Source organism: Streptococcus minor DSM 17118 (assembly GCF_000377005.1).
Taxonomy (GTDB): domain Bacteria; phylum Bacillota; class Bacilli; order Lactobacillales; family Streptococcaceae; genus Streptococcus; species Streptococcus minor.
The window spans coordinates 600,213-616,527 of sequence record NZ_AQYB01000033.1 but is presented as its reverse complement, the minus strand read 5'-3'; the positions used below and the strand labels follow the sequence as shown (position 1 = coordinate 616,527).

The window sequence follows — 16,315 nt, the reverse complement described above, 5'->3', positions numbered from 1 at the left end:
CAAAATATCAGGAGGTGTGTATGACCTATTCCTTTCAAAATCCAAGTCAAGAGGTGATTTTTGACTACCTCAAAAAAGCCAAGACCATTGCAGTAGTTGGCTTGTCCAATCGGGAAGAAACAGCTGCTTACAGAGTTGCTAAACTGATGCAAGAAGCAGGCTATACTATTATCCCAGTTAATCCCAAATTAGCCGGCCAAACTATTCTGGGAGAGGAGACTTATGCCTCTCTTCAGGATATTCCATTTCATGTCGACATTGTCGATGTTTTCAGACGTAGTGAGTATCTGGCAGATGTGGCTAGGGATTTTATCCAGACAGATGCGGATATTTTCTGGGCTCAACTAGGTCTTGAAAGTCAAGAAGCTGAAGAAATCCTACGACAAGCTGGACATCAGGATATTATTATGAATAAGTGTATTAAAATTGAGTACATGAAGATGATGGATGCATAGTAAAAAGGACCCCAGGTCCTTTTTATACTACTCTTTATGATCCAATGGGCTGTCGATAGCTGAGTCCATTTGTTGTTCAGCTGTATTTTCAACAGCAGTATCTACTAAAGTATCCGCGACCGTGTCTTCTACAACATGCTCAGATACAGTTTCAGTGGTAGTTGGTTCTTGTGTAGTCTGGTTGAACTGGTTAAAGTAGGATGCCTGACGTATATGCATGTCTGTTTTAAGGGCTTCATAGAAATGCACTTGAGCAGCGTAGTAGTAAGGCAAGACATAGATACTAGCTATACCAATAGTAATCCCAACAAGGATAAACCAGCCGATGAAACTTAAATCAAGGACAAAGCGTTTCCCTTTGTAGCCTTTCATCATTTGGCGACTCGCCTTGATGACTGCATTGGCTCCGACATAAGTGTTTTCCTCCAATTGATCATAGAGGATATATTCTACTTGGGAATAGGCCATATGTTGAGGAATCAAGAGAGCTAAACCACCGACTAGGGCAAGCAGTCCAAACAGGAAAAATGCGCCAATAATAGCTAGACTTTCCTCAGGAATCCCTTCAAAAGAGCCAGCTCCTAATGCGTAGAAAAATGCTAGAATAAAAGCAATGACAGACAAGCCTAATCCAATATAGAAAACCAATCCCCAAAGGAAGAGGTAGAATTGTTTGAGCAAAAAGGTAATGAAAATTTTTCCAAGATAAGGTGAATTAAAGATGGCCAGTACATCCTTGATTTCCACCATCTTTTTCACACCACGAACAACCTGCAACAGTGTCCAAGCTAATGAAATAGTGATAAAAGATATCAATAGGTTGTAGAGGATAGGAAAAGCAAAGGTGCTAAAGAAAGGACGGAATGCTTCAGTTGGGTCATAGTAGACTGCATTAATATTTCCAAAATATTGGAATGCATTCATCAAAAGAGTCAGCCCAACTGGGATTATAGGTAAAAGAAAGATACCAGGCGTTGAGTTGATGGTTTGGCGTGCCTTAGCACGAATCTGACTAATGGAAAACATAATAATAACCTCCTGCATAGATTTTATCATAAAAACAAATAATTGAAAACATCGGGATGACAGTTGCCTGCTTTTTTGGTACACTAGTAAGGCTAAAAATACTCAGGACTGTCTTTCCTGAAGTAAAAGGAGAAAACATCGTGACAGATTATCCAATCAAGTACCGTTTAATCAAAAAAGAAAAGCACACAGGTGCCCGTCTGGGAGAAATTATCACTCCACATGGCACCTTTCCAACCCCTATGTTTATGCCAGTCGGAACTCAGGCTACGGTTAAGACCCAGTCACCTGAAGAGTTGAAAGAAATGGGATCAGGCATCATCCTATCTAATACCTACCATCTCTGGTTACGCCCTGGAGATGAGCTGATTGCCCGTGCTGGTGGTCTCCACAAATTCATGAACTGGGATCAGGCTATCCTGACGGATTCGGGTGGTTTTCAAGTGTATTCATTAGCTGATAGTCGCAACATCACTGAGGAAGGTGTGACTTTTAAGAACCATCTGAATGGCTCCAAGATGTTTCTGTCTCCAGAGAAGGCTATTTCAATCCAGAACAATCTAGGATCCGATATAATGATGTCCTTTGATGAGTGCCCACAGTTTTATCAGCCGTATGATTATGTTAAAAAATCCATTGAACGGACTAGCCGTTGGGCTGAGAGGGGGCTGAAGGCTCATCGTCGACCTCATGATCAAGGTCTCTTTGGTATCGTGCAAGGGGCTGGATTTGAGGATTTGCGGCGCCAATCAGCTGCTGACTTGGTTAGCATGGATTTCCCAGGCTATTCTATTGGCGGCCTAGCTGTTGGGGAGACACATGATGAAATGAATGCGGTCCTAGACTTCACAACACCTCTTTTGCCAGAGAACAAACCGCGTTATCTGATGGGAGTAGGAGCTCCAGATAGTTTAATTGATGGGGTAATCCGTGGGGTTGATATGTTCGACTGTGTGCTGCCGACACGTATCGCTAGAAATGGTACCTGTATGACCTCAGAAGGTCGCCTAGTTGTCAAGAATGCCAAGTATGAGGAAGATTTTACACCGTTAGACCATGACTGTGATTGCTACACCTGTAAGAACTATACGCGGGCCTATATCCGTCACTTGCTTAAGGCAGACGAAACCTTTGGTATCCGACTGACTAGTTACCACAACCTCTATTTCCTCATAAATCTTATGAACAAGGTCCGCCAAGCTATATTGGATGACAACCTATTGGAGTTCCGCCAAGATTTTATGGAGCGCTATGGATACGGAAAGAACGGTCGTAATTTTTAACCTTTTTCCTTGACTTTTCCTGAAGGGCTATATTATACTTAGATAATCAATCTATTATTATCCATGTATAAGGAGAACATCATGTCAGTACAACAAACGAAGCGTAAAGTCCACTGGGGGCAACTTTTCTTTGGAGTCCTCTGGTTGGTAGGGGCCATCCTTATTTTTGCTCTCTATCAGACAGGTGGTCTGTCCAGTAGCATACCTGTTCCGAGAGTCGTCTGGTTGGTATATGAGTTTTTGGGCATTGAAATGGGGACACTTGTGCAAGCTCTTCTCTCTATTCTCATCATTGTTACCAGCTTTCCAAAAGAAAAATAAGATTGGCTAGGTCAATCTTATTTTTTTGTTTGTCTTTTAAAAAAGAGTCATTCTATTGTTGGTCAGTTGCTAGCCCTCGAAGAAATCGAGCATCATGGTCAGATCTTGCAGTCTGCCCGTTACCAATTGGATATAAGGTGAGCGAATTAGACAGTAAAAACGTTTGCAGTATGATATAATAAAAAGAAAAAGGAGATGTAAATATGACTAAAGTATTATTGGTAGTCAATCCGAGTTCAGGCGGAGAAAAAGCGAAAGATTTTCAAGAAATGGCGAAGGAAAAGTTGGCACAGCATTTTGAAGAAGTTATCGTCAAACATACTGAAAAAGCTGGTGATGCTAGCGATTTTGCTAAGGAAGCTGCCAAGGAACACTATGAAGCTGTTTTTGTTATGGGAGGAGATGGCACAGTTAACGAAGGTATCAGTGGTCTAGCTGAAGAAGAATACCGTCCTAAATTTGGTTTCTTCCCCCTTGGAACAGTCAATGATTTGGCAAGAGCACTCAACATGCCTTTGGATCCCGAAGAAGCCATCCAATCTCTGGATTTGACCAAAACCAAGTCTCTAGATATTGGAAAAATCAACGACAACTACTTTATGAATGTTGTGGCTGTTGGGACCATTCCTCAGGCAGTCAACGAAACTACAGTGGAAGAAAAGACCAAGCTCGGTAAGTTTGCCTACGCTATTTCTGCTTTTAAAAATTTAGCAGCTAACCAGTCCTATAACTTCAAAGTAGAGTTAGATGGAGTTGAAAAAGAGATCGAGAGCTCCACTGTCCTCATTGGTTTAACCAATTCGATTGGGGGCTTTGAGCAGTTGTTACCAGAAGCTAAGGTTAGTGATGGTTTACTACATTTCCTCTACCTTAAAGACAGTAATTTGCTAGAGAGCTTGCAGACCTTACCAAGTCTTCTAACTGGTGTCGACGAATCCAATAATCGTGTCGGTTACCATCAAGTCAAAGAAGTCAAGGTTTCCGTTGTAGATTCTGAAGAGACTTTGAAGGTTAATGTTGATGGGGATGAAGGAGATGAGCTACCAGTAGAAGTTAAGGTTCTTCCATCTCATCTGCAAGTATATGCCTAATGTTTAACTAGAAAGGTCTTGGATAAGATGGACATTCGGACTTTGGAGCTGAGCGATCAGGATGCTTTTGAGCAGTTTCAAGCCCTTCTTTTAACAGAAAAAGATATGGGAAATAGGTTTATCCAAAGCAAAAAAGTGCATGATTTTCCAAGTTTTGTCAAGAAATCTAGGCAGTTGGAGAAGGTGACAGATAATCCCAACTGGTCTACTGTTACTAGCTATTATGGTTTTATAAATGGAGAAATTGCCGGTAAAATCAGTTGTCGTTGGCAACTGGAAAAGGGAGATTTGGCCCGTGTTGGTGGGCATATCGGCTATATAACGAGCCCGAAATTTAGACGTCAAGGTATCATGACCTCCCTGCTTCACTTTGCTTTTGAGCAATACCAAGACAAGGGCATTGAGTCTGTCCTCATTACTGCTCATGCAGATAATCTTCCCAGCCGTAAAACCATTGAGAAAGTGGGTGGCCAACTGGAAACCATCATTAGATTGGAAGATGATTTTCCAGACCCACGCATGGCAGGCCAGAAACTAGCTCGCTATTGGGTACAATTATAAAAAGTGGCATTGGTAAATGCCACTTTTTATCTATTTTTGACTAGTATTTTACACTCGTAATAGTTTTACAGTCGTACATCTTACCCCTATGACAGTGTTCACACTAGCTGAAACAAGGGGAAAGAGTGATTCATCCAACGAGAAGCCAGCACCTTTGAATCGTGGTATTTGTGTGAAGTGGTACCTCAACGAACTGTATTCCGTATTGCAAATCAACTACCTATACATGTCATCCTTTGTGTATAAACATGAGATAGCATCTTTTTTAGAGAAAAATAAACCCGGTCTCTACCATCAAGCCAATTCAAAAGAAATAATTTTGATTGTTTTATGAATCCATCGAGCATAATCTCGAAAGATTCGACGTGTTCTGGCTTGCTGGCGCTGAGAAAGTTTCTGATTTGTTACCACCTTGAAGCTGATATTTTGTCCATTAACTGACATGGTCCAGGTACCCCGCATTTTTCCTCGAATGAGTATCAAAGCTGAAATCTGTCCAGCTTTTTTCCACACAGCAGATTGTTGATTCGGATCAATCAAAATATCTTTATGCTTGTAAGAAACGAGCAGGGGATCAAATTTTCCCAGTAGGACAACTTCTGGAATCTTAGCATTGTCTTGCCAATCCTTAGCATAGTAGGTTTTACCCTGGTATTCAAAAACATCGAGATCCACTAAATCTGAAGGAGCAATTTTGTGCTGTCTGATACCAAAGAAATGAGCAGCATCAGCCAGACTGGCAGGACCATAAAAGGAAAAATAGCTCTCCAGTAATTCCTTGGAAAGATTTTCTGGAACTGGTAGGGCTTCACTTTGCCATTCGACCATGCGATCGTGAGGTAGCCATCTGTGGTAGAGTTGACCTTGTCTGGAATGGTAGAGAAAGAGCGCGCTCCATAGAAATAATTTTGACCAAGCTGCTCCATAATCTTGGACTAGCTGAGAACGCAGGCGAGGCTGGTTGAGTCGTTTTTTTAAATCTTGGCTAGCAGCTGCTAGGTCTAAATTTTCTGAATCAAAATAACTGGGTACCCACAGCCTCTCCTCAGCTAGGAAATGGCACATCTTCTGCCAGGTTTCCTTATCATAAAAATGATAGGTTTGTCGTTGTCCCCAAGCTAAAATAGCATCTGAAAGACAATTGGAAATATCTTGATTATTGGATAAATCAATCCGTGAAGCTATATTAAAGAGGCCATGGTGAAGGTATTGAGATTGGATGCCTAGAGCTGCAGGTAAGAGGTGATGTAAATGGGTAAAAGGCTGAGTCAGCCCATTCTTAGTCAAGCGTTGGGATAGGATTTCTTCTCGTGTCAAACTTCTCATATGCATCTCCTTAATGTTATCTCTATTATAGCAAAATGTTGTTCGTCATGTGTTGTAGAGAAAGTAGCATTTCAGTTGAGGGTTAAAAGGCTGACGCTGGCTATATTTTTTGTTAAAATATGATAGAAGTAAGAGTTTAAGAAAGGATTTTTTATGAAATCAGATAAAGAATTAAATGTTAAGGCACATGCTCTTTTGAGGGAACGTGGCATTGAAATCGAAGACATTGCGGATCTAGTGATGCACCTTCAAATCAAGTATATCCCCGACTTGACGTTAGAAGAATGTATCGAAAGTATTGAGCAGGTTCTGGCTAAGCGTGAGGTACAAAATACCATTATTACGGGTATTGAGTTAGATATGTTAGCTGAGAAAGAGCTTCTCTCTCAGCCCCTTAATGATATTTTGACAGCAGATGAGGGCTTGTATGGTATTGATGAAATATTGGCCTTGTCCATCGTCAATGTTTTTGGCTCGATTGGGTTTACCAATTATGGATACCTAGACAAGGTTAAACCTGGCATTATTCAGCAGTTGGATAATAAGGACGGGAAGAGTTGCAACACCTTCCTAGATGATATTGTCGGAGCTATTGCTGCAGCTGCGGCCAGTCGAATTGCCCATGGCTATCCAGATAAGCATGCCGAAGAAGAGAAGAAGAAAAGTAAAAAATAACCAGTAGCTATTGTCTACTGGTTATTTTTCTGCTATGACATCCGTTGGGGAGAAGCAGTTATTATAAATTTCCTTGCTTTGTATTTTAAGCATCAAAATAAAGTAATTCCTTAGGTGTTTTGGTAAAGACTTCGAAGCCTGATTTAGTGACATAGCCACAGTCTTCAATGCGGACGCCAACTTTATCAGGTATGTAGATACCTGGCTCAACCGAAAAACACATGCCTTCTTCGATCATCATGTCATTGCCTGCCATGATAGAAGGGAACTCATGGACATCCATGCCCAAACCGTGCCCCAGGCGGTGGTTGAAGTATTCACCGTAACCAGCTTTTTCAATGACTTGGCGAGCCGCAGCGTCTACTTGGCTGGCTGTAACGCCTGGTTTGATGAAGTCCTGAGCAGTGAGCTGGGCCTCCAAGACAATCTCATAGATATCCTTTTTAAACTGGTCAGGCTGACCAACTGCCACTGTTCGTGTCATATCAGAAGTGTAGCCCAGAGTCTCCACTCCTAGGTCAAAGAGTAGTAGGGCATTATTTTCGATCAGATTGGTACCAGGTATGCCATGGGGATTGGCTGCGTTAGTGCCGGTTAAGACCATGGTTTCAAAACTCATTTTGGAAATGCCTTCTTTTTTCATACCAAATTCAATTTGGGCAATAATGTCAGTTTCTGTATGGCTTAGAGAAATATTGTCAAACCCGATTTGCATAGCCTTGTCCGCAAACTCCCCGGCTACTAGCATCTTATCAATCTCATCACGAGATTTGATGAGTTTCATACGGTTGATGAGAGGCGTCAAATCTATAAAGTCTCGCTCAAAGATAGTTTTCAGTCCATAAAAACGAGTCAGGTTAAGATTATCAAATTCTGCCCCAATTTTGCGATAGGTCTTGCTTGGTAAAGATTTTTTGATGACTTGCCATGGATTTTCCGCATCCAGATATCCCACCACAGGAAAATCGACCCTTAGTCGTGCCCGATCCATATCTAGGGCTGGTAAAAAAAGTAGCGATTCCTTATTGGGGAAAACAAAGAGTAGCATATGACGCTCGTGCGGATCACTGGCAAAACCAGTCAGGTAATGAATAGTAGTAGGATTGGAAAAGATAGCCAAATCCATTTTTTCTTGGTCAAGATAGGTCTGTACAGACGTGATTTTTGACATAAAACACCTCTTTCTATACCCTTATTTTTCCAAAAAATGAAAAAAATTGCAAGAAGAAAAGAAAAATCAGATTTTTCTCTTGAAAGTGGTTTCAAAAAATGATAAACTATAGTGGAGTGAAAGCGTAATTTTCATAAAAAGTCTCTTGAAAAGTTTCTGTCTTTGTAAACTTGCTTTGTGGAGCTGACTCCTTCTTCAATCAGACAACTAATAAAATGAAAGGAAACCAATAACCATGATGAATACAGATGATACAGTAACCATTTATGATGTCGCTCGAGAAGCGGGCGTTTCCATGGCTACTGTTAGTCGCGTTGTTAACGGCAATAAAAATGTCAAGGAAAACACACGTAAGAAAGTCTTAGAAGTGATTGATCGCTTGGATTATCGTCCAAATGCGGTTGCTCGTGGTCTTGCCAGTAAGAAAACAACCACTGTGGGTGTTGTGATACCGAATATTGCAAATGCCTATTTTGCAACTTTAGCTAAGGGTATCGATGATATTGCGGATATGTATAAATACAATATCGTCCTTGCTAATAGCGATGAAAACGATGAAAAAGAGATTAATGTTGTCAATACCCTCTTTTCAAAGCAAGTAGATGGAATTGTCTTTATGGGCTACCATCTAACAGATAAGATCCGGGCAGAATTCTCTCGCTCCAGAACACCAATTGTTTTGGCAGGAACTGTTGACTTAGAACATCAGCTGCCAAGTGTCAATATTGACTATGCGCAAGCTACTGCAGATGCTGTACAACTTTTGGCCAAGCACAACCAAAAGATTGCCTTCGTCTCAGGCCCTCTGGTGGACGATATCAATGGTAAAATCCGTCTTTCTGGCTACAAAGAAGGTTTAAAGGCCAATGGTCTTGAATTTAATGAAGGTCTTGTATTTGAATCCAAGTACAAATATGAAGAAGGATATGCCCTCGCAGATCGTCTTTTGAACGCAGGAGCAACTGCAGCATATGTAGCAGAAGATGAGATTGCTGCTGGTCTATTGAATGGTATTGCGGATAAGGGTGTTAAGGTTCCTGAAGAATTTGAAGTGATTACCAGCGATGATTCTGTGGTGACCAAGTTTACTCGTCCAAATCTGACTTCCATCAGTCAGCCGCTCTATGATATCGGTGCGATTGCTATGCGGATGCTCACAAAGATTATGCACAAAGAGGATCTGGAAAATCGTGAGGTCATTCTCAACCACGGCATCAAGGAACGCCAGTCCACTAAATAGGCTACCATTTTGAAGTAAAAATGAGAAAGACACTGTCGATGGTGTCTTTTTTTTGATAAAAACGATATAATAGGAACATGAAAGTTTTACTCTACCTTGAAGGAAAGACTGTTCTGCAAAAATCGGGTATTGGTCGAGCCCTTCACCATCAGATGGAAGCCCTTGATTTGGCAGGGATTCCCTATACGACAGATGTATTGAGTGATTATGATGTCGTTCATATCAATACCTATGGTCCAAGCTCTCTCATGCTGCTACATGCTGCTAAGCGGCGAGGCAAGAAGGTTATCATGCACGGACACTCAACACGGGAAGATTTCCAAAATTCCTTTATCGGATCTAACGCAATAGCCCCTTTTGTCGGTAAGTATCTGACTCACATGTACAAGAAAGCTGATTTTATCATTACCCCGTCAGCTTATTCGAAAAAACTGATTGAATCCTATGGTGTAAAAACTCCCATCGTTGCAGTTTCTAATGGAATTGACTTGACCAAGTACGGAAAAGATGAGAAAAAAGAAGCGGTTTTTCGTGAGCATTTTGGTCTCGAAAAAGATCAGCCTGTGGTCATCTGTGCGGGTCTTTATTTCCGTCGTAAGGGAATTGAAGATTTTGTGAAGGTGGCTGAAAAAATGCCTCATGTTCGCTTTATCTGGTTGGGGAGTATCGCCAAGTGGATGATTCCATCATCCATCCGCAAGATTGTCAATGGCGACCATCCTGCAAATGTCTCCTTTCCTGGATTTTTCAAGGGAGCTGTTTTTCAAGGAGCTATGTCAGGAGCCAGTGCCTTTTTCTTCCCATCGCATGAGGAAACAGAAGGCATTGTTGTCCTAGAAGCCTTTGCTAGCCATCAGCATGTGGTTCTGCGTGATATCCCCGTCTATGAAGGTTGGGTAGATGAATCCTGTGCTGAACTGGGACAGACTGTGGATGATTTTGTAGCATCTATCCAGAAAATATTAGATAAAAAAGTTGATAAGCGTGAGGCAGGTTATCAGGTAGCTTCGAGTCGGTCCATCGATAAGGTCTCTCACCAGCTAGCTGATGCTTATCGCCAAGTTATGGAGTTGTAAAATGAGAATTGGATTTTTTACAGATACCTATTTTCCACAAGTATCGGGAGTGGCGACCTCTATTAAGACTCTGAAAACAGAACTGGAAAAGTTAGGACATACCGTTTTTATCTTTACCACGACAGACAAGGATGTCAATCGTTATGAAGACTGGGATATTATCCGCCTTCCTTCTGTTCCCTTTTTTGCCTTTAAAGACCGTCGGGTGGCTTATGCAGGTTTTTCGGATGCTCTCAAAATTGCGAGACGCTATCAGCTAGACATCATCCACACCCATACAGAGTTTTCTTTGGGGATCTTAGGGGTAGAAATTGCACATGCTCTTCATATTCCAGTGGTACATACTTACCATACGCACTATGAGGATTATGTACGCTACATCGCTAAGGGCCTGATTATTCGTCCGAAGATGGTCAAGTATCTGATGCGCGGATTCTTTAAAGATGTAGATGGGATTGTCTGTCCAAGTGAAATTGTGGAGCATCTTCTTCAATCCTATGGTGTGCAGCAAGAACTACGTGTAATTCCGACAGGAATTGATTTGGATAAGTTTGAACGTCCAGAAATTCAGAAGGAAGATGTGGTTGAGTTACGGGAAAAATTGGGGGTTGAGCCTCACCAAACGATGCTCCTTAGTCTGTCACGAATTTCCTATGAGAAGAATATTCAGGCTGTCATTCAAGCTATGCCAGCTGTACTGGCAGAAAATCCAGATGTTAAACTCATTATTGCAGGTGGAGGTCCCTATGTTTCTGAACTAGAGAAACTGATTGCAAAACTTGGAGTTGGCGAGTCTGTTGTGATGACAGGCATGATTGCCCCATCAGAGACAGCACTTTATTATAAGGCGGCCGACTTTTTCATCTCGGCTTCTACCAGTGAAACCCAAGGTCTGACCTATCTGGAAAGTTTAGCCTCAGGAACGCCTATTATTGCTCATGGGAACCTTTATTTGGACAATGTGATTGACAAGAAGATGTTTGGCACTCTTTTCTATCACGAACCTGAACTAGCAGATGCCATTATTGACGCTATACTGGCTACACCGGAGATGGAAGAAGCTGCTCTCAAGGAAAAACTGTATGAGATTTCAGCCGAAAATTTTGGAAAAAGAGCCTATGAGTACTACTTGGATTTGAAAATTTCCAATGATTTCAGTCGAGAATACCTCCATGAGGAATCCTTTGTTGTCAAGGCCAGTCAGATTCCCTTTGTGATTGCCAGAACAGCTAGCAATTTACCAAAGAGAATCTTAGTCACAACGACCCAGCAAACCCGTAAAATGGCCAGACTCTCCTTGACCAAGATAAAGTCTATCCGAGATAATTTAGATTAAATAAACAAAAAAGACTTGAAATTTGTCTATCCTATGCTATAATATGCCTTAGAGACTTATCAATTCTAGGAAATCTTTGAGAGAGTGCGCGGTTGCTGGAAAGCGCATAGAGGATAGGATTGACACTACTCGTTCTGATTTTATGCAAACATAAAAGGGTGGTTCCCTTATCACCAAGCATGAGGTTCATGGCTCTTTGCTATGGATAAATGAAGGTGGAACCACGTTACGACGTCCTTTTATAGGGCGTCGTTTTACTTTTGGAGGAGGTGAGAAGATGCTTTATCTCATCGGAGGTTCACCTTGCAGTGGGAAATCAACCATCGCAGCCCATTTAGCGGAGTCCTATCAACTGATTCCAGTCAAATTGGATGATTTGGTGGAGGGTTTTACCCAAGCAGCTAGAAGGGATGGTGCCCCCATTTCAACTCTTAGGGAGAAGAGAACAACGGATCAAATCTGGTTGAGAGAGCCTGCCGCTATGGCCGAGGAAGAATGGTCCTTTTATGAGGAAATCTTTCCCTACCTGCGGCAATACCTAGTAGAGAATCAAGATAAACCAATGATTTTAGAGGGTGCAGGCTTGTTGCCCCACCTGATTTCGTCACTTGATTTGGATGTTTCCTATTTATGTATTACTCCCTCTGCTGACTTTCAGAAGGAGCAGTATGCTAAGAGAGAATGGGTTCCCTATGTCTTACAAAACTCCTCCAATCCTCAGCTAGCTTTTGACAACTGGATGAATCGAGATATTCTCTTTGCTCAATGGTGTCGCAGGGAGTCAGAAAGCCTATCCTATCCACAGTTGCTAACCGATGGCAGCCGAAGGATTGAAGAGATGACAGAGAAAGTTGCTCAAATCTTTAGCCTTTCTCGTGAGAAAAACTAGCTTCAACTGACCACCTTGACATGGATATTCAAGAAGAAATGGAAACCTGATAGCTGAAAAAAAGAGCTATGAGGGATAAAAATAAAAAGGAGAAATTATGATTAACATTACATTCCCAGATGGTGCTGTACGTGAGTACGAATCCGGTAGCACAACCTTTGACATTGCCCAATCCATCAGCAATTCTCTAGCAAAAAAAGCTTTGGCTGGTAAATTCAATGGAACCTTGGTGGATACAGTTCGCCCTCTGACAGAAGATGGTAGTTTGGAAATCGTCACACCTGACCATGAGGATGCTTTTGAGGTGCTTCGCCATTCAGCAGCCCACCTCTTTGCCCAAGCAGCCAAACGCCTCTTCCCAAATCTTCATCTGGGAGTTGGTCCAGCCATTGAGAATGGTTTTTACTATGATACAGACAATGCCGATGGTCAAATTTCCAACGAAGATCTCCCTCGAATTGAAGAGGAAATGAGAAAAATTGTCAAAGAAAACTTCCCATGTATCCGTGAAGAAGTGACCAAGGAAGAGGCCTTGGAGCTTTTCAAGGACGATCCTTATAAGGTTGAGTTGATTACTGAGCATGCGGATGATGCAGCGGGCTTGACCATCTATCGTCAGGGTGAATTTGTAGACCTTTGTCGTGGTCCTCATGTACCCTCTACTGGCCGTATCCAAGTCTTCCAGCTTCTCAATGTAGCAGGTGCCTACTGGCGCGGAAATAGTGATAATGCTATGATGCAACGGATTTATGGTACAGCATGGTTTGACAAAAAAGACCTAAAAGCCTATCTACAAATGCGAGAAGAAGCCAAGGAACGCGATCACCGTAAACTCGGAAAAGAGCTTGATTTATTCATGATTTCACAGGAGGTTGGTCAAGGTCTGCCTTTCTGGTTGCCAAATGGTGCCACTATTCGTCGTGAATTAGAGCGCTACATTGTGGACAAGGAGTTGGCCTCTGGTTATCTCCATGTTTACACACCACCAATGGCTTCTGTGGAGCTCTACAAAACTTCAGGCCACTGGGAGCATTATCAAGAGGATATGTTTCCTGTCATGGATATGGGGGATGGTGAGGAGTTTGTCCTACGTCCGATGAACTGTCCGCATCACATCCAAGTTTACAAGCACCATGTTCATTCTTATCGCGAATTGCCAATCCGTATCGCAGAGATTGGTATGATGCACCGCTATGAAAAATCAGGTGCTCTCTCTGGACTTCAGCGTGTTCGCGAAATGTCTCTCAATGACGGACATCTCTTTGTGATGCCAGAACAGATTCAGGAGGAATTCCAAAAAGCTCTCCAGCTCATCATTGATGTCTATGAGGACTTTAACTTGACGGATTATCGTTTCCGCCTGTCATACCGTGATCCTGAAGACAAAGAAAAATACTACGACAATGATGAAATGTGGGAAAATGCTCAAAGCATGCTGAAAGCAGCTCTGGATGAAATGGGAGTTGATTATTTTGAAGCTGAAGGGGAAGCGGCCTTCTATGGACCAAAACTAGACATCCAAGTGAAGACCGCCCTTGGTAACGAAGAGACCCTCTCGACCATCCAGCTGGACTTCCTCTTGCCAGAACGCTTTGATCTCTCCTATGTTGGCGCAGATGGTGAGGAGCACCGTCCGGTTATGATCCACCGTGGTGTTATCTCAACAATGGAACGCTTCACAGCTATCCTGATTGAAAACTACAAAGGAGCTTTCCCAACTTGGTTAGCACCACACCAAGTGACCGTGATTCCCATCTCCAATGAAGCCCACATTGACTACGCTTGGGAAGTAGCTAAAATCCTTAAAGATAAAGGAATTCGTGCCGACGTTGATGACCGCAACGAGAAGATGCAGTACAAGATTCGAGCTAGTCAAACTCAGAAAATTCCATATCAGCTCATCGTTGGTGACAAGGAAATGGAGTCTAAATCTGTCAACGTACGCCGTTACGGTAGCAAGGAAACCCATACCGAGTCAATCAATGAATTTGTGGAAAATATCCTAGCAGATATTGCCAGAAAATCACGACCAGATGCTGAATAAAGTAAAAAAAGGAAGCCGAAGCTTCCTTTTTAAGTTTTTTGTGGATAGGACATATTACAGGATATCTATATATACTAGATAGTTTAAAGAGAGGGTGCTAAGGCGAGATGGAATACAGGTGTTTTTCTTTTGCGAGGATTGGTGTTATACTAAAATTATGAAGATTGGTGATAAAGATTTCTGGAGGTTTTGGAAAAAATCCAGAAGAAAATTAGATAAAGAAAAGGCCAGACAGGTTCTGTCTGACCTGATGCACCTGGCTCATATGCCAGATGAATTATCTGGTAGCTTGAATGAAAACCAGTGGTTAATCTCACGATTTGCGGATAATTTGCCACCCCACCATACCTTCTGGCGGGACTTGGCTCAATTAGTCACTCAGGCTTTTCCCAAGAATAGTTTAAGTCAGATGGGAAAATTGGAGCGTCAAATCCACCAGTTTCGTTATGTGATTTCTAGCCAGCAGGCCCAGTATATCCGTAAGTATTATAAAAAACCAGGTATGACAGATACTCAAGCTCTAGCCGTGTATCTTGGGAGTAGATCTCGCTTTTCCTACTCCCTCAATGCGTCTGCTCGCCTCCACAACAAGGTTGCCATTGCTCAAGGTGCAGTTGTCTATCCAGGTGGTCAGGAGTCTTTCAATATCAAAGTACTGCTGAATCGATCCCATACAGAATTTATCCTATCCAGTCAGGGAAATTTTCTTAATGAGTTGGATGCAGAAGAGGTGACGGAAGCCGGCATTGTCAATGGAGCTAGTTTCAATTATGGTCGTGGTCGCCAGCATTGGGCGTTGGATGTGAAACCTGTTGCGCTCCATGATCCAGCCTTTCGAAAAAAGTGGACTACAAAATATCGCAGTCCCAAATATATAAAAAAACAACTCACTCATAAATTGGTCGATGAGGCTGAACATAGTTATTTTAACCAGTCAGGGCTGTATGCCAAAGATGGCTATAGCTATTTTGAATGGGTTCAACGAGAAGGACAGAACTTCAAACGACAAATAAAAGCTCATGGTCATGGTGACAGCTGGTTACATCCTAGATACCGTAGGATCAAATATAGCTTTAAGAAGATATGCAGGTCTTTTTACGGGAAAAAATTTAAACAAAAAAAGAAGCAATAGTCGTTCACTAACAAAATCTACTATTGCTTGAAGTTGGTGGTTACAAGATACATGGCACCATAGGCCAGCGCTAGGTAGAGGAAGGTGGTCCAACTGAGGTAACCATGTCCAGCAAATCCATGGATTAGTTGAAAAACGAGGGCTGTGGCCAAGGGACTCAGACGGTTACTAGGATAGAGGTAGCTTATTAGAGCCTGCGAGCCGATGAAAATCAGTGGTAAGAAGAGATAAGTGATAAGGTGGGCCAGTGAATTTCCAGAATAAAAGTAGACAGTTTGAGCAGTGACGATATATACTATAGCAAAAGTAGTGACACAATGGATAGGCATTAGCCACTTGTGACTGGGACTGCCATACTTGAGGTTGAAGAAACCGATGGTATAACCAAAGAGAGTTGGCAAGAGTATGGAGATGAAAGCAAAGGGAATGAGGCTTAAATCAGGAGGCCAAGACCAAGAAAAAGTCAGCAAAAAAATTGAGTAGACCAGGCTAACACCAAGTGGGTAGTAAAAAAGATAGTGGTAGCGTTTGATGAGAAATATCGGCAACATTCCAAACATCAGGGGCACAAATAAGATTTGCCCAAAAAAGGGTGAAAATAAGAGATAGATGAGCGGAATCAAAACAAATGAAACCACTGTGATAAAAACTTCCAGTTTCCAGTGTTTACTGTATTTCATAACCTCTCC

General features: G+C 42.1%; 16 protein-coding genes. 12 read left to right on the top strand and 4 right to left on the bottom strand.

Annotated features, from left to right (window positions below):
* Positions 1-20 precede the first annotated feature (20 nt).
* On the top strand, positions 21-455 hold the full coding sequence (locus F602_RS0109345) for a CoA-binding protein (RefSeq protein WP_018167717.1): 435 nt from the start codon (positions 21-23) through the stop codon (positions 453-455).
* Between the two features lie 27 nt (positions 456-482).
* On the opposite strand, the gene F602_RS0109340 is transcribed toward F602_RS0109345, so the two are convergent.
* Positions 483-1,481: a DUF975 family protein gene (locus F602_RS0109340; RefSeq protein WP_018167716.1), complete on the bottom strand. Its 999-nt coding sequence runs from the start codon at positions 1,479-1,481 to the stop codon at positions 483-485.
* A gap of 140 nt (positions 1,482-1,621) precedes the next feature.
* Between F602_RS0109340 and tgt the strand changes: the two genes are divergently transcribed.
* The 4 genes from tgt to F602_RS0109315 all read left to right on the top strand — a co-directional run bounded on the left by tgt (position 1,622) and on the right by F602_RS0109315 (position 4,737).
* Positions 1,622-2,764 carry a tRNA guanosine(34) transglycosylase Tgt gene (gene tgt / locus F602_RS0109330; RefSeq protein WP_018167714.1) on the top strand — a complete coding sequence of 381 codons (1,143 nt, stop codon included), beginning with the start codon at positions 1,622-1,624 and terminating at the stop codon, positions 2,762-2,764.
* 81 nt (positions 2,765-2,845) lie between these two features.
* Positions 2,846-3,085, top strand: a complete 240-nt coding sequence (locus F602_RS0109325; RefSeq protein WP_018167713.1) for a hypothetical protein — start codon at positions 2,846-2,848, stop codon at positions 3,083-3,085.
* Positions 3,086-3,288: 203 nt separating this feature from the next.
* Entirely contained in the window at positions 3,289-4,176 is an 888-nt protein-coding gene (locus F602_RS0109320; protein ID WP_018167712.1) for a diacylglycerol/lipid kinase family protein, read from the top strand.
* A 27-nt stretch (positions 4,177-4,203) separates the two neighbouring features.
* On the top strand, positions 4,204-4,737 hold the full coding sequence (locus F602_RS0109315) for a GNAT family N-acetyltransferase (protein WP_018167711.1): 534 nt from the start codon (positions 4,204-4,206) through the stop codon (positions 4,735-4,737).
* Positions 4,738-5,031: 294 nt separating this feature from the next.
* On the opposite strand, the gene F602_RS0109310 is transcribed toward F602_RS0109315, so the two are convergent.
* Positions 5,032-6,063, bottom strand: coding sequence for a DNA glycosylase AlkZ-like family protein (locus F602_RS0109310; protein ID WP_018167710.1), 1,032 nt, complete (start codon positions 6,061-6,063; stop codon positions 5,032-5,034).
* A 153-nt stretch (positions 6,064-6,216) separates the two neighbouring features.
* Here F602_RS0109310 and F602_RS0109305 point away from each other — a divergent pair, with 153 nt between their 5' ends.
* Complete coding sequence (locus F602_RS0109305; protein ID WP_018167709.1) at positions 6,217-6,738, top strand: phosphatidylglycerophosphatase A family protein; 522 nt, start codon at positions 6,217-6,219, stop codon at positions 6,736-6,738.
* A gap of 85 nt (positions 6,739-6,823) precedes the next feature.
* Here the strand turns inward: F602_RS0109305 and F602_RS0109300 are convergent, their stop codons facing one another.
* Positions 6,824-7,909, bottom strand: a complete 1,086-nt coding sequence (locus F602_RS0109300; RefSeq protein WP_018167708.1) for a M24 family metallopeptidase — start codon at positions 7,907-7,909, stop codon at positions 6,824-6,826.
* Between the two features lie 238 nt (positions 7,910-8,147).
* Between F602_RS0109300 and ccpA the strand changes: the two genes are divergently transcribed.
* The 6 genes from ccpA (at position 8,148) to F602_RS10495 (ending at position 15,626) form a co-directional block, all read left to right on the top strand.
* On the top strand, positions 8,148-9,149 hold the full coding sequence (ccpA, locus tag F602_RS0109295; protein WP_026183400.1) for a catabolite control protein A: 1,002 nt from the start codon (positions 8,148-8,150) through the stop codon (positions 9,147-9,149).
* Positions 9,150-9,226: 77 nt separating this feature from the next.
* Positions 9,227-10,225: an LTA glycolipid anchor biosynthesis glycosyltransferase, IagA/BgsA family gene (locus F602_RS0109290; protein WP_018167706.1), complete on the top strand. Its 999-nt coding sequence runs from the start codon at positions 9,227-9,229 to the stop codon at positions 10,223-10,225.
* A gap of 1 nt (position 10,226) precedes the next feature.
* Positions 10,227-11,561, top strand: a complete 1,335-nt coding sequence (locus tag F602_RS0109285) for a glycosyltransferase family 4 protein (protein WP_018167705.1) — start codon at positions 10,227-10,229, stop codon at positions 11,559-11,561.
* 277 nt (positions 11,562-11,838) lie between these two features.
* The gene (locus F602_RS0109280; protein WP_018167704.1) at positions 11,839-12,450 is read left to right on the top strand and encodes a hypothetical protein; all 612 of its coding nucleotides are present in this window, start codon (positions 11,839-11,841) and stop codon (positions 12,448-12,450) included.
* A 97-nt stretch (positions 12,451-12,547) separates the two neighbouring features.
* Positions 12,548-14,494, top strand: a complete 1,947-nt coding sequence (gene thrS, locus F602_RS0109275) for a threonine--tRNA ligase (RefSeq protein ID WP_018167703.1) — start codon at positions 12,548-12,550, stop codon at positions 14,492-14,494.
* Between the two features lie 157 nt (positions 14,495-14,651).
* The gene (locus F602_RS10495) at positions 14,652-15,626 is read left to right on the top strand and encodes a DUF3114 domain-containing protein (RefSeq protein ID WP_018167702.1); all 975 of its coding nucleotides are present in this window, start codon (positions 14,652-14,654) and stop codon (positions 15,624-15,626) included.
* Between the two features lie 20 nt (positions 15,627-15,646).
* On the opposite strand, the gene F602_RS0109265 is transcribed toward F602_RS10495, so the two are convergent.
* On the bottom strand, positions 15,647-16,306 hold the full coding sequence (locus F602_RS0109265; RefSeq protein ID WP_018167701.1) for a hypothetical protein: 660 nt from the start codon (positions 16,304-16,306) through the stop codon (positions 15,647-15,649).
* Positions 16,307-16,315 lie beyond the last annotated feature (9 nt).

Coding starts and splice junctions, on each gene's coding strand:
- thrS (WP_018167703.1), top strand. CDS start 12,548: ATGATTAACATTACATTCCCAGATGGTGCTGTACGTGAGTACGAATCC.
- F602_RS0109265 (WP_018167701.1), bottom strand. CDS start 16,306: ATGAAATACAGTAAACACTGGAAACTGGAAGTTTTTATCACAGTGGTT.
- F602_RS0109280 (WP_018167704.1), top strand. CDS start 11,839: ATGCTTTATCTCATCGGAGGTTCACCTTGCAGTGGGAAATCAACCATC.
- F602_RS0109285 (WP_018167705.1), top strand. CDS start 10,227: ATGAGAATTGGATTTTTTACAGATACCTATTTTCCACAAGTATCGGGA.
- F602_RS0109310 (WP_018167710.1), bottom strand. CDS start 6,063: ATGAGAAGTTTGACACGAGAAGAAATCCTATCCCAACGCTTGACTAAG.
- F602_RS0109290 (WP_018167706.1), top strand. CDS start 9,227: ATGAAAGTTTTACTCTACCTTGAAGGAAAGACTGTTCTGCAAAAATCG.
- F602_RS0109300 (WP_018167708.1), bottom strand. CDS start 7,909: ATGTCAAAAATCACGTCTGTACAGACCTATCTTGACCAAGAAAAAATG.
- F602_RS0109345 (WP_018167717.1), top strand. CDS start 21: ATGACCTATTCCTTTCAAAATCCAAGTCAAGAGGTGATTTTTGACTAC.
- F602_RS0109305 (WP_018167709.1), top strand. CDS start 6,217: ATGAAATCAGATAAAGAATTAAATGTTAAGGCACATGCTCTTTTGAGG.
- F602_RS0109325 (WP_018167713.1), top strand. CDS start 2,846: ATGTCAGTACAACAAACGAAGCGTAAAGTCCACTGGGGGCAACTTTTC.
- F602_RS10495 (WP_018167702.1), top strand. CDS start 14,652: ATGAAGATTGGTGATAAAGATTTCTGGAGGTTTTGGAAAAAATCCAGA.
- F602_RS0109340 (WP_018167716.1), bottom strand. CDS start 1,481: ATGTTTTCCATTAGTCAGATTCGTGCTAAGGCACGCCAAACCATCAAC.
- F602_RS0109315 (WP_018167711.1), top strand. CDS start 4,204: ATGGACATTCGGACTTTGGAGCTGAGCGATCAGGATGCTTTTGAGCAG.
- F602_RS0109320 (WP_018167712.1), top strand. CDS start 3,289: ATGACTAAAGTATTATTGGTAGTCAATCCGAGTTCAGGCGGAGAAAAA.
- ccpA (WP_026183400.1), top strand. CDS start 8,148: ATGAATACAGATGATACAGTAACCATTTATGATGTCGCTCGAGAAGCG.